The organism is Allobosea sp. Root670 (genome assembly GCF_001429415.1).
GTDB classification, from domain to species: Bacteria; Pseudomonadota; Alphaproteobacteria; order Rhizobiales; family Beijerinckiaceae; genus Allobosea; species Allobosea robiniae.
In genome coordinates this window covers 90,917-104,143 of record NZ_LMJU01000001.1, presented here as the reverse complement: position 1 = coordinate 104,143, position 13,227 = coordinate 90,917, and the positions used below count along the sequence as shown (strand labels likewise).

At 62.3% G+C, this 13,227-nt stretch carries 11 protein-coding genes; 1 reads left to right on the top strand and 10 read right to left on the bottom strand.

The features are described from left to right. Nucleotides 1-40: 40 nt before the first annotated feature. From ASE61_RS00430 to ASE61_RS00410, 4 genes are all read right to left on the bottom strand, one after another. Nucleotides 41-778 carry an alpha/beta hydrolase gene (locus tag ASE61_RS00430; protein WP_244492677.1) on the bottom strand — a complete coding sequence of 246 codons (738 nt, stop codon included), beginning with the start codon at nt 776-778 and terminating at the stop codon, nt 41-43. A 260-nt stretch (nt 779-1,038) separates the two neighbouring features. Next, entirely contained in the window at nt 1,039-2,481 is a 1,443-nt protein-coding gene (locus ASE61_RS00425; protein WP_061963591.1) for a metal-dependent hydrolase family protein, read from the bottom strand. Between the two features lie 37 nt (nt 2,482-2,518). After that, complete coding sequence (locus ASE61_RS00420) at nt 2,519-3,706, bottom strand: succinylglutamate desuccinylase/aspartoacylase family protein (RefSeq protein ID WP_061963589.1); 1,188 nt, start codon at nt 3,704-3,706, stop codon at nt 2,519-2,521. 752 nt (nt 3,707-4,458) lie between these two features. Then, on the bottom strand, nt 4,459-5,934 hold the full coding sequence (locus tag ASE61_RS00410) for a right-handed parallel beta-helix repeat-containing protein (RefSeq protein WP_082616987.1): 1,476 nt from the start codon (nt 5,932-5,934) through the stop codon (nt 4,459-4,461). Nucleotides 5,935-6,280: 346 nt separating this feature from the next. On the opposite strand from ASE61_RS00410, the gene ASE61_RS00405 reads away from it, so the two are divergent. After that, on the top strand, nt 6,281-6,916 hold the full coding sequence (locus tag ASE61_RS00405; RefSeq protein WP_162260041.1) for a sensor histidine kinase: 636 nt from the start codon (nt 6,281-6,283) through the stop codon (nt 6,914-6,916). Nucleotides 6,917-6,957: 41 nt separating this feature from the next. Here ASE61_RS00405 and ASE61_RS00400 read toward each other — a convergent pair whose 3' ends face one another. From ASE61_RS00400 to ASE61_RS26220, 6 genes are all read right to left on the bottom strand, one after another. Next, complete coding sequence (locus tag ASE61_RS00400) at nt 6,958-7,614, bottom strand: LuxR C-terminal-related transcriptional regulator (RefSeq protein WP_061963580.1); 657 nt, start codon at nt 7,612-7,614, stop codon at nt 6,958-6,960. A 119-nt stretch (nt 7,615-7,733) separates the two neighbouring features. Continuing rightward, entirely contained in the window at nt 7,734-8,381 is a 648-nt protein-coding gene (locus tag ASE61_RS00395) for a helix-turn-helix domain-containing protein (protein ID WP_061963579.1), read from the bottom strand. Nucleotides 8,382-8,573: 192 nt separating this feature from the next. Next, nucleotides 8,574-9,650 (bottom strand): glycosyltransferase family 2 protein, encoded by a 1,077-nt coding sequence (locus ASE61_RS00390; RefSeq protein WP_061963577.1) that lies wholly within the window; start codon nt 9,648-9,650, stop codon nt 8,574-8,576. Continuing rightward, nucleotides 9,622-10,797, bottom strand: coding sequence for a glycosyltransferase (locus ASE61_RS00385; RefSeq protein ID WP_061963575.1), 1,176 nt, complete (start codon nt 10,795-10,797; stop codon nt 9,622-9,624). Before ASE61_RS00385 ends, ASE61_RS00390 begins: the two co-directional genes overlap by 29 nt. A 13-nt stretch (nt 10,798-10,810) precedes the next feature. Continuing rightward, entirely contained in the window at nt 10,811-11,968 is a 1,158-nt protein-coding gene (locus tag ASE61_RS00380) for a glycosyltransferase (protein ID WP_061963573.1), read from the bottom strand. Continuing rightward, nucleotides 11,965-13,146: a glycosyltransferase family 4 protein gene (locus tag ASE61_RS26220; RefSeq protein WP_061963569.1), complete on the bottom strand. Its 1,182-nt coding sequence runs from the start codon at nt 13,144-13,146 to the stop codon at nt 11,965-11,967. Before ASE61_RS26220 ends, ASE61_RS00380 begins: the two co-directional genes overlap by 4 nt. Nucleotides 13,147-13,227: the final 81 nt, after the last annotated feature.

Sequence of the window (13,227 nt, the reverse complement as noted above, 5' to 3'; positions counted from 1 at the left end):
GCGGCAAGAGTGTCGCGCCCGAGCGCGCCGAACGAAGGCTTCAGAAGCCGCTTTTCTCGCCCTGAAGATAGGCTGCGACGTTTTGGGCGAGCTCCGACATCGTCAGATCGTGGTTGAAGCGCCCGGTCCTGATGAAGGTCACGGCCTGGGCGACGACCAGCGGGTTGTTCATCATGAAGGTGTGGGTCACCGGCAGCACGATGTGATCGGTCATGCCATCGAGCTTCGTGCTCTCCACGGAGACCTTGCCGTCGTTCGGGCCGGCGAAGAAATGCGACAGGAGCGGGTTGAGCGAGAGTGTTCCAGCGATGATGCCCAGCTCGTAATCTGCCTTGGGCAGGATGTTGGGCAGGCTGTCCGGATCCGTTCCAAGCTGTCGGCCGGCGGGTCCGTTGATCAGCTCGAAAGCCGGCAGGCGACCGAGCCCATCCACCAGTTCCGAGCCGTGATTGGGCGGGGCCAGCATCACGACGCGCCCGAGCTCGCGCGGACGGTTCTGCCGTAGCCAGGCACGCAGGAGGATGCCTCCCATCGAATGGGTTACGAAATGCATCCGCTCCACGTTGCAGCTTCGGGCGGCGTTCTCGACGTGGCTCAGCAGGCCTTCTATCGCGTGGTCCGTTGAATCGTAGGTTTCGTTGATGACGTTGTAGCCAACAGCCGAAAGCAGCTTTTCGATGAGCAGAAGTGACGATCTGCTTCGTGCGAGACCATGAAGCAGGATGACTGTTTCGGATTCTCTCGTCATTTGCTTCGCGTTTCGTACCGTGTCGGACACTCGGGCTCGCTCCCGGCTCTCCGTTTCACCGTGCCCGGGGCCGGCGGGTTGAACATCAGGCCGCCATGGCTCTGGTGGAGCGCTTGCCGAAGATGGCGGTGCGAACCGGGCCTTGAACATGCTCCATGCTCATTCACGCGCCCCATCCTCCATTGCCTTTCGAAGCGGCGTGGTTTGAACCCGCCATGGCGCTCGCGCGTCTTGGCTCTACCCTGTGAGAAAACCACGACAGCGCATGCTCCGGAGCCGACTCGATTGCGTCACAACAGGTTCTTGTGGAGCCGGCCGTCCTTCATGATCACGGTGAAGTTCCGGTGCGGGTCTTCGAGCAGCTTGAAGTCGTCGAGCGGGTTGCCGTTGACGACGAGGATGTCGGCGAGGGCGCCCTCCGCGAGGACGCCGATCGGCGCCGGGTAAGGATTGCGGGGGCCGGAGAGATGCAGCAGCGCAGCGTTTCCCGAGGTCGCCATCTGCAGGGCTTCTGCGTTGGTGTACCAGTTGCTCAGATGGGTGAGCATGATGTTCTGGCGCTGGGTCAGGGCCGGCGAGAACAGGACATCGGAGCCCCAGGCGGTCTTGATGCCGAGGCTACGAGCGAATTTGTAGATCTTGGGCGTTCCCACAAAGATCTGCTGGGCGCGCTCGACGCCCGGCCCGCTCTGCGAGTCCGCGTCTTCCATGCTGAGGAAGGGCTGCGTGCTCAGCCACGCGCCCTTCTCCGCGATCATCCTCGCCGTGCCCTCGTCCATGAGATGCGCATGCTCGATCGAGGTCACGCCGGCCGCCAGCGAGCGCTGGATGGCGCGGGAGGTGTAGGCATGCACAGTCACATAGGTGTTCCAGTCCTGCGCCACGGCGACGGCCGTGCGAAGCTCGTCCTCGCTGAAGGTCAGGATGTCCAGCGGGCTGCGCGGCGAGGAGACGCCGCCGCCGCCCATGAGCTTGATCTGCGAGGCGCCCTGGAGAAGCTGCTCGCGCACCCGCATCTTGAGATCGCCGAGGCTGTCGACGATCGCGGCCCCTCCTATCAGCTCGCCCTTGCTCAGCCGGCCGCCGTCACGCGGGATCTCGCTCGGCAAGCGCAGGTCGCCATGGCCGCCGGAGGTGGTGATCAGCGCCCCGGAGGGGAAGATGCGCGGGCCGGGAATGACGCCGCTGTCGATCGCCTGCTTGAAGGAGAAGACCGGGCCGCCCAGGTCGCGGATCGTGGTGAAGCCGCGCAGCAAGGTGCGGTTGGCCTCGGCGGTCGAGGCGGCGAAGATGATGCCCGGATCGCCGTTGAGCAGGATGTTCAGCGGCACGGCGGCGAAGATCGCATGCCAGTGTGCGTCGATGAGGCCGGGAAGGAGAACCCCGTTGCGGCAGGCGATGACGGTGGCGTCGCCGGGGGGCGGAGCATTGCTGAAATCGACGGACGCGATCCGGTTGTTCTCGACCAGGAGCTGCGCGCGCTCTTTCACCTGGCCCGAGACGCTGTCGAAGAGCCGGGCTTCGCGGAACAGAATCCGGCTGGGCGGCGCGGAGGTCTGCGCCCCGGCGGAGCGGGGCAGCAAGCCGGCGACCGTGGCGGCGGCCGCGCCGCCGAGCAGGCCACGCCGCGAGAACGCCGCGAGGCGGCGGGAGGCCTTGTGAAGGTCGGGATTGCAGCAGCCGCAGCCGGCACGACGCGCCAGATGGCCGTATTTCTCGCCCAGTCTCAGCATTGGCTTCCTCCTGCTCGTCGACCTGGCATGTGGCGATTCATTCGACGACCACGTCGCCGCCGACCGCTTGAGCACTATCGAACAGCATGAATACGATCGGCGTACCGGCCTCGGCCGTGGCGTCGGTCCTGCGGGCGCCGACCTTGCCGCTGCGCGGTGCCGTATATTCCGCGACCACCTCTCCGAAGGTGTTGCGCTGGACCGCGACCTTCTGCCCGGCTTCGACCGCCTCGTTGAGCTTGACCAGAAGCTCGACGAAACCGCCTCTGTTCGTGACGATCGGCAGCATGCCGTCGGCGACGAAGACGTTCGAATCCTTGCCCGTCCTGCCGATGGCCCCGGCGACGATGCCGTGATGCTTGAGGACATTCATCGTCCCTTCGACGAAGAGCGCGATCATCTCGTGATCGAACACGCGCGGCCGGCCGATCTCGGGCGTGAAGGCCGGAATGCCCGCCGCGATCAGCGCATTTGCCAGGAGTCCGGGGTAGGCGGGATTGTCGAAAATCTGCTCGATCGGGTAGAGCTCGGCCATCGCCTTGACCTCGGGCAGATCCATGCGCGCGAGATGGAACGCGGTCATGTCCATTCCCGTGGCGGCGGTATGGAAGTCGATGCCGTAATCGAGATTCGCGCGGAGCAACCGATTGAACACCAGGCCCGCATGGCGGCTCGGTGCGTCGGGGGCGTTTTCATTGCCGGGAAACAGCCGGTTGATATCGATGAGGTCGATCCCGCGCCCGGAACTCGGCCAGCGCCGCTCCATCCCTTCGATCGCCGGGCGCGAGACGTCGAACACGGCCAGCACCGTTCCGGACATCCCGGCCGGTTCGAGCTGCCTCATCACGGACTGGACGGTGTGCATCGGGCTCATCTCATCGCCGTGAATGCCGCTGATCAGTCCGAGCCGCTTGCCGGGGGCGGCGCCCTTGGCCACCATCACCGACACGTACCAATGCTGGCCCGTCGGCATCTGCACGCCCTGGAAGTAGAAGCTGTGCTTGCCGGGCGCGAGGTCCGCGACATCGAGGGCGCTGATCACGCGCTTGCCGTCGATGATATCGCCCGTATAGACGGTGCCCGATCCTGCGCTGGGAGAAGCCGTCGGCGCTACCGCGGCGGATTGCGCCTGTGCCTGCTCCGCCTTCAGCGCTACGGCCGCACCGACCGTTGCCGCGATCATAAAATCGCGACGGTCGAGGCTTTCGGCTCGTTCAATCGTCATCGTTACGATCCTCAGTGTGCCAAGAGTACATGCATAGGAGCGACAGGCAACGATGCAGGGCAACCCCATAGCGGTGTCCTGCTCATTATCTCGGTACGAACGACTTTGAGATACCGGCGTTTCGGGGCGATTTATGAAAGGAGAAGCGGAAATACAGTCACAGTGCGTGAGCGATGACCGTCATGGGAAGCGGTCGCGCTTGGCCGTTGACGGGCGGCTTTCACCTGCAACACGCGCTCGGCATACGGGAGGGCGAAGGCGTTCGGCTTGTTTTGCGGCCTAACGGGTCTGGCGAGAAGAGGAAAACCTTGACTGCCAGCACGTCCTCATTGGTCAGCAAGGTGCAGGCGGCGCTCCAGTCCATCATCAAGCCGCTTAAGGATCAGATAGCCAAGGATGAGTAATTGAGAATTAGGTCAGTATTTCAATCGCATAGGCGCTCGCAAATTGATCCGGCCCGGCCCACCAACCTGGACAGGACATGCGATGACAGGGGTGTCATCGGCCGTCGCGTGCGAGTGATCGAAGGTCAACAGGGCAGGGGATTCGCTCGTTGCCCCCCGGATAAACGAGATTTCGAATGTCGCGGAAGCCCTCGGCGAGGCTGTTCTTTGTCCTCGGGTTGACGTCGCCGAACGCGAGGCCGAGCCCCTTCCAGGCGCGCAGCCAGTCGTCGTGGCTTTCCTGATCCCTACTGTGCTTCTCGCCCTTCGCGGCGCGAGCCGCGCAGAGCAGGAAGCGCTGGGCCGTTGCTATGGCGCCTCGAAGGCCCCGAGACTGACAACGTCCCCGTTCGAAGGCATGTTGGGGGGCAGCCCGAGTGGGCTTCCTGCGCCAATCAGCCTGCTCCCCTTCGCCAGTCTCAAAAAGCCCGAGAGTGGCAGGGAACCGTCCGCCTGGCGGGGACCGCGCGCAATTGCATCTTCGATGGACTGAAAGTCGTTCAAAGACACGCTGAAATTCGTTGGCGAGAGGGACCTTAAGGCCGCACCGTTGCTTGCATTGTGCGACTGAGACTCAAGCGCGATATCGAAGTCGTGCCTTCCGTCTTTTGTGAAGGCTATATTGTTCCGAAGCACCGTGCTCGCATTACGCTGGATGATGAAGGCGTAGCCAACCTCACCGCGCGCATTGTTGAAGGAGACATTGTTGAAGATGGCCATCGGCTGCAGCCCGCCATTATAGCTGTTGTCATCAAAGCCGCTTGTCTTGTTGTTCCAAGCAAGGCACCGGGTCACCGTGTGGCCGCCATAGAATCCGGTGGCGCCTGGGCGCCGCCCCCCCAGCTTGAAACCGCAGCCGTCGCCAGTCTCGTTAGGGCCGATCGAGCCGTCGGAGTTGTATCCGTTCTCGAAGGCCCAGTTCTGATCGATAAGGCATGGCGAGGTGCTGAGGCTGTCCTTGGCCCTCGAGGTGTTGTAGAAGTCGAAGCCATCGTCCGTGTTGCGCCAAGCGCGGTTACCGGTGACGATGGTGCCGGTGCTGTCGTTGAGCGAAACCGAGATCCCATCGGCATTTCCGCCCGTTGCGCCCGGTCCTCCGCCGTGATTGCCGAAGGAGTCGCAATTGCGCACGATGTTGTGATCGCCTTTCCCGAGGATGCCCAGGCCGGTGCCATACTCGTCGTTGAGCCAGCCATTGTCGCGAAAGACGCAGCGCTCAATCAACAAGTCGTGATGGGTGCCGTTGACGAAGCATCCGCCCAGCGGGCCATGGCGAACGGTGAGCCCGCGCAGGGTCAGGTGGGAAGCATCCATGATAACAAGCGCAAACCCGCCCGCTGATTTGCGCGAAGGCCACGCCTGATACCGTTCTGTCGGGGGCCTCATTGCGGCTCCGTCGATCACGGGAGACTCGCCGGGATAGTTCTCGATGACGATCGGGCGTCCCGGCTCTCCGTCGCGACCAGCGAGAAGCCATCCTTCGGCGGCACCGTCGAAGCCGTATTCTCCCCCTCGCAGCAGGATCGTATCGCCGCCGTAGGCATGGGCGAAGGCGTGAGGAAGCGTGGCGAACGGACGCTGGATCGTGCCCCGCTCCGGATAGTCGCCGTCCTCGCCGGTGGGCGCGACGTAGAACGTACGGCAGGTTCCGTTTGCCTGGCTCGGGGTAGACGCACTTGAAGCGTTACGGCTCACTGCCGAAGCTTGGCCGAATGCCTCTAATCCATAAAGCCCTGAGGCAGCGAGGCTACCAGCGTTGAGGAGAAAACTGCGGCGAGACACCATTGGGCAAATCCTCCAGGGTCCAAAGCCGGGATCCACCGGCGTCGGCGCGTTGGGGCTACGAGTGAAACCAACCGCGCAGCGGCGAGTTAACCTAACTGCCCCTTAGAATTGTTTTATTGACCGAAATCAGATATTATTGGTGCAGGCTACATTCATCAGCCGAGGATCTCGCATGGGCTCAAGTCCATCAAGAGATAAATCGAAGCCTGTAATAGCAAAAAGACAGGCCTCGGTCAGAGTTCACTCGAAATTATCGAGTTTGAATACAAGTTCACCACGATCAAATAAGCTATTTAATTCATTTTCTATGTTATACCAAGTTATCTCTAAATGTAATGGAGAATTGATGAATTCTTGCAACCCTGGATCTGTGGAAGAGCTTATTGATCAATTCTATTTTCTTAGTCTCGATAACAAGGAGCTTCGGCATCGGCTCGACAATTTCGTGCCGTTAGTTTTGTCTATCATCAAGCTGACAGCGGAAAGTAGCGCGACAGTGGCAGAATTATGCGATGCGTTGGAAGGGCGCCTTCGCGCTATCGCAAACGCTGATGTATCCACGCGAATGGGCGTGGATCATTGCTCGTTGGAGGAGCTCGTCCGCCTCGAGCTTTCTCCGTATTGCCGCTCCAATCAGTTTGACTTGGTCGGGCCGTTGGTTGGGCTCCGTAGTGGGCTTGCGCAGTCGATCTCGATAATCATTCACGAACTCACGACAAATGCCGTCAAGCATGGAGCCTTGAGCTGCCCGACAGGGAAGGTGCTGGTCCGTTGGAGCATTCAACCTATTGACAGCACCCGCGCGAGCCTGTGCCTGCAATGGCTTGAACGGGACGGGCCTCAAGCGACGGGAAGCTGCAAACGCGGGTTCGGAACCTCAATTTTATGTGATGACGGCAAAGCGATCACCGGCGGGACCTCGACGCTCGGACTTTCGCCGGAAGGCTTGGAGTATGTCCTCACCACAGCTCTGGACTTGTAGGCTCCGCACTCCGTCGGAATGGGGGCTCCCGATCACGGCCCTTACTCCTTCCTTTCAAGCCACTGTTGAGCAAACAGCGCCGCGGAGGCCCTGTTCGTGGCTCCAAGCACACGGATGACCGCCGCCGCATGGATCTTGACAGTCGCCTCCGCGATGGCGAGTTCGCGCGCAATTTCCTTGTTGGACTTACCCCGCGCCAGTAGGGCGAGGACATCCCGTTGGCGGTTCGTCAGGCGGATGAGTTGCGAGCGACTGGACTCGGTCACCTTTACCATCTCGCGCCATGAAGAAAGTCCCTTCGTGAGGGCCAGGCGCGGCGTGACATAGATTTTTCCGGCAAGGACGTCCTCTATGCCCGCAATGATTTCCTCGTCAGTCTGAAGCTTTGAAATATATCCGTGAAATCCGCAGGCAAGGCATTCCAGAATGTCAGTCGCTGCTTCGGACGCGGACAGCGCGACCAGATGGATGTTCCGGCAGTTTGCGCTCAAGTCGCTGAGGCCCTCGACCGGAATGCGGCGCGGCATATGCAGGTCGATAATAAGAAGATCGAGGTCTGGATTCTCCTCGACTGTGGACAGGATTGTCGGAAGCGAGTCCGCTGTCAGGAGATCGGCATCGGGAAATGCGCGCTGAAGGGCCAGGTGAAGGCCCTTGCGATAAATCCCATGGTCATCGGCTAACAGGATACGCCACATTGTCGTGCCTGGCTCCCTGGCGTCTGCCGCGCCGTCGGATCAGCACATGCCCCTCGACCTATTATGACGCTCATATACCACAAATTTTTGGAATTGTCGCAAGCGGACGGCCATTGCCTTCAGGCTTCGGCATCTTCCCATTTGGGTGACTGAGCGACCCGAGCGAGCTGCGCCATGTCTCGGTAGCAAATGGTTTTCCGGGTCGGAAGATCGATCAAACCGCGCGCCCGGAATGCCGCTAGTGTTCGGCACGCGGTTTCCATCGACATCCCCAAGTAATCAGCGACGTCATTGCGGGGAATTGTGAAACGGAGCGCCTCCGCGCGCCGCGGATCCTGCGGAAGGTGTTCGTAGATCTGGAGCAGGAACCACGCCATTCGGCTCGTGGCGCTCTTCTTGCCGGTGGCAGCAAGGAGGCAGATGGACGCCTGAAGCGCCTGGTCCGTGCCCGACGGCTCCAAAGCGCCGGCCTCCTCATGACTGCGCGGCCTCAGCACGCAGCGCGTGACGGCCTCCGCAGTATAGCGTTGCAGAGCCGCGGCCTGGATAATGTCGCCGGGCCAAAAGAATGCCAGGATTTGGCGCGAACCATCGCTCCAGAGACGCGCGGCCCGAACGGTGCCCTCGACAATCTCGATGGCTTGCGGCTGTCGTTCGTCCTGCCAGAAGAGGACGGCGTTGCGAGCAAGCACTCTGTGGCGGATATCCCTCGCGCTTGGCGAGCGTTCCTCCAGCAGCGAATGAGAAGCTGTAGCGATCTGAAGCATGTTGCGATCCCTTGATCGCAACCAAGGTATTCGTTCTCTCAACCCTGCCAATCACGCAGAAGGATTAGACCTTACGCTCGAGGCGTAAGCCCTCGGACTAAGGCGAACGTCGTAGTTCGTCAGTGCGCGACGATGAAGGGGTCTCTGCCCGATCGCTACCGCGAATCATGCATGTGAGATCTTAACACAGTGTTAAACGAGGCGAGATCGCTTAAAGAGCGCGGCCAAGGGGCTCGCCACAAGGGCCCAGAGGGATCCAAACCCATAGCTGAAGTGAAGCGTAGCCAGCGCCACAGGGAGGAGCAGCAGATGCGCGCCGCGTTCTCGTGCCGCCGCGAGAAGGGTGGCGAAAGCCAGAACGCCCAGGTAAGCCAGCAAAGCAATCAGACCAGGAAGCCCCCCCGACCACGCAATTGTGATCAGGGCGGCACAGCTCAATGTGAGGACCAGCGCAAGCGGAGCGAAATGCCGCCAGCTAACGGCATCTGGCCTCTCCCGGGCAGCTCTGACCACCCCGATGCCGTTGGCGAAATACTGCCTCCAGAGCGACCTCAGAGTTTGCCGCGGCAGGTACCAGGCCCGTATTGCGGGCGACAGGTAGAGGCCATACCCCAAACCCTGAATGCGCGCGTTGAAGTCGTTATCCTCGGCGCGATGCAGATCTTCCCGCAGCAGCCCCACGCGATCCACGATGTGCTTCCAATAGCAGCCGTTCCAAATCGCGTCGGCCCAGCCTTCCGCGCCGTCCCGGCGGAATTTCGCGACGCCTACTCCGAAAGGGCTCTTATGCGCGGCGACGATGGCACGGCCGATCAGTGTCCTGCCGGCAGAGGGGCGTGCGATGGCGCCCACGCCTCCGGCGCCCGTTGCCAGCAGCGCCTCGACGCTGTTTGTCACGACATCGGGGTCATAGCGCGCATGCGCGTCCAGCCGGTTTACGATGTCCCCCGTCGCCCGCTCCAGCGCCAAGTTTATGCCGGCCGCCGGTCCGCGTTTCGGGTTCCTAATCACACGGACCCTGTCATCCACGTCGCTGAGCCGCAGCAGAGCCTCGTAGGTCCCGTCCTGCGAGCAACCATCCGCGAACCAGAATTCGACAATCCGCTCGTAATCTTGGGCGAGCAAGTCTGCCACGAGCCGGTCAAGGCAATCGATCTCGTTGTAGACGGGCACGATAACGCTGACCGTCGGGCGACACGGTGGAGCTGTGCTCGGGTGGTCACCGATTGCGCAGCGATAGTTATGCTCGGCGGCGAGCGATCTCGTCATGAACACCCCCGAGAACACGGGCCCGATTCACTTCAAGGATGTTGTCTTGCATCAGCGCACGCCCGTTTCGTCGCAGGCGCTCACGAAGCTCTGGCGCGCGCACCATCTTCTCGATCGCCCCGGCCAACGCAGGGACGTCCCGCGGAGGCACCAGCAGAGCGGTTTCTCCGTCCGTGAGAAACGAGGGAATTCCCCCCACTGTCGTCGCGACCGTTGGAAGGCCGATGGACAAGGCCTCGTTGATGACCTGCGGGAAACCCTCGGTTGTGGAGGACAGGACCATGGCTCCCGCCTTCTCGTAGAGGTCGAAGAGCGGCCGACCGTAGGGAACATAGCCGTGAAACGTCACCTGCGACGCAACGCCGAGTTTTGAAGCCAATTCCCGGAGCTCCTGGTCCATGGCCCCTGTGCCGACGAGATCGACATGGCAGCGCAGGCCGCGCTGGTTGAGCTGCGCCATGGCCTCGAACAGGAACCGATGTCCCTTCTCCGGAGCCAACCGGCAGACCTTGATGAGGCGCTTGGGATCGGATCCCGCGGACATCTGCGAGAACATCTCGAACTGTGCACGGTCGACGAGGCAGGGAAAGTGATTGTGCGCGCGGTTGCAGAAGCGGCTGTAGGCCTTCGTCATCTCCTCGCCGACCGCAAAGACCGTCCGGTCGCGGGCCAACCGCTTGAAATCCCATTCGAGAAGGTGGGCGGCGAGCATCGCGGCGTGACGCTCCAACCCGCGGTGGGCGCTCATTTGCTCGATGAGGTTCTGGCGCACCATCAGGACAACCGGGATGCCTTGAGCGATGCATATTCGGGCGACCAGCTGGCCAATAGGGTGGGGGCCGCAGATGACGAGCACATCCCAGTTCTTGGACTGCTCACGCACGGATTCGCGAATCCGACGATACATGCGGGGGTCGGCCCGCCAGAGCCGGTACAGGTTGGGATAGAATGGCAGCGCGCATAGAGAGAAGTTGGAGCCGTCCAGGACGTAAGGAGCCCGCCCAGGGGTCGGCGCCTCGCGTCCAATGAAAGTGATCTGGTCGACGAAGCCAGCGAAGCTCGCCGGGAAGAGGATGAACGACTCCTCGGTCGAGAGGACAGGCCCCTCGCGCCAGAATACTTGGTCGACAAAGAAGGCGACATGCATTGGCTTCAAGGTCTCAGGTGGGTTGCTCACAGAATGACCAAAGCTCGCGTGCGATTTCGACTGGACTTCGCGCCTCCTCGACGGCTGCGCAGGCTGCCTGACCCACGCGTCGGCGCAGCTCCGGATCGGCAACGAGACGGGAAACGTGCTGCGCCAGCTCCGTCGTATCCTGCGTCGCTGTGAACCCGGTTGCGCCATCCTCGATCAACTCGCCGACTCCATTGACGCGGGTCGCCACGCAGGGCTTTCCGGCTGCCATCGCCTCCAGGACGACATTCGGCGTGCCCTCGTAATCGGACGTGAGAAGAAAGATGTCGGCGGCGCAGATCAGTTCGCGGGCATCCGGCACCGCGCCGACGAGGCGTACGATGTTCTGAAGGCCCAGAGCTTCGATCTGGCGTTCGAGATCGCCACGGCAGCCGAGGTTCTCGCCGGCGATGACAGCCTGCACCGGGCCATCCGTTTTGACTTTGTCGATGATGTCGAGAAAGCGGTCGAAGCGCTTCTGGCTCGCGAGCCGACCGACCCCCACGATAAGGACGGTGTCCTCTTGAAGACCAAGCCGGCCCCGCCATTGCGCGCGCAACGCAGCAACCTCGCTCGGGCTTGGGGTCTCGACCCCGTTCGGCACGTAAGCTGCTTTGGGACACACGGTTCTGTGGCTCGAAAGCTGCTCGAAGGTGTCGCGGGAATTGCATATGGCCGTGGAGACGCCAGCGAGGCTGGCCCAAGCCCAGACCGATCGGAGGCGCGTGGGCAGGTCGGCGAACAACGCATTGCGGAAAGATCCGACGCGCTGAATACCCGTCCCAGTGAGGGCCAGACCGAAGGCGTTGGTGTACGAAGACCAGGAGAAAAAGCATGTCGCGCCCTGCGCCACGCAGGCGGCGCGCAATTGCGCCATTTTGGCTATTCGACCCCCGGCCAGCAGTACGACGGGAATGCCCAGGGCCCGGATGGGAGCTTCCCAGAAACCCAGTTGTCCGGAGACGTAGACGGTAGGCGTCCAGCGCGTGCGGTCGCAGTGGGCCAGGAACATGTAGAGCTGCCTTTCGCTGCCGCCTTGCGAAAGCTGCCCGATAAGGACTGCGACCGCCCTCGGGGCACCGGGGCGTGCGGCGGCAGCGGTGCCGGGACGGCCTGCCGCGCTGAGAAGGCTTCCCAGCATCATGACAGGGCTTCTCTGGAATGTTCAGCGCGATGGGCGCCGGCTGTGACGGGAGACCCGAAGATCGCCGGCGAGAGAGCGGCGCAGACAGCTTCGAGGCTGTGCCGGCCCTTTACATAGGCTAACGCGCGGACGCCGATCCGATCATTCAGCGACCCACGCCGCGTCAGCAGCCGCACGTCGTTGCGCAGTTCGACATCGCCTCCGCTGAGAAGGCCGATATCTTGCTGCTCAATGATGCCGCCAGGATCCACTGCAAGCGAAACGACTGGCACTCCCAGACTCCACGCCTCCAGCATCGAATTCGGAAAGCCTTCTCCGCTCGAGGTGTTCACGAGGACCTTGCTGCGAGCGAGCAGCGACAGCACGACATCCGCCGGCTGCGGCCCCCGATAGGTGACGTTGCTCAACGACTGAATCCGTTGCTCGAGCTCGACACGGGAGGCTGCGGGCAACGTCGGATCGAACCCGCCGACGACGCTGCATGAGAGATCCGGCGTCGAAGCCGCAAGGTCGAGGAATCTCTCGAGACGTTTCTCCGGGCGGATCTGAGCGACCCAAATGGCGTCGATCGACGTGCCCTCGAAATCTCTCGGGACAGAGGCGAAGGACCGCACCAGATTCGGCACGCAAATCGTCCGGCCCTGCAAACGGTGGGCAAGTCGAGCTCGCTGCCCCTCATGCTGCGCCAGGATCGCCTCAGCACTGTGAAGGCCTAGGGCGTAAAGCGGAGCGTGCAGCCAACGCCTGTAGGAATAGGCCTGCCAGGGTCGGCTGTGGTCGTCGTGAGCAAGCGCGTAAATGAAGCGCGCTCGCCCGTCGAAACGGCCAAGCAGCCCTTGCAGCGCCAGAAAATCGCTCGGCAGCCGCGCATAGATCACATCTGGCGAAATTTCCCTCAGCACGCGCCAGAACGCTGCGATGCTCGAAGGTTTCAGCCATCGTGGCGCGGCGTCGATGCAGGTGACGGAGGCAAGTTCCGTTGGTGGGCAGCGCTGGCTTCCGTCGCCGTAGATCAGGCTCACCTTATGGCCGAGCTCTGCCATCGCAGCTGCGAGATGGGCCACCTGGGCCTCGGCCCCGCCAGAGGTCCGTGAATCGCCACCGAGCACGTCGATCGAACGGCGGCCAGGCGAGAAAAAGCACCACCGCAGGCTCTGCCCCTTTAACGAAGGTTGCATCGAGCACGTCTCCCGACCACGTCCCGGACCCGGGCCCGCTTCCCCCGGCGCCATGCGGGAAGTCGTCCTCTGGCCTAAGCC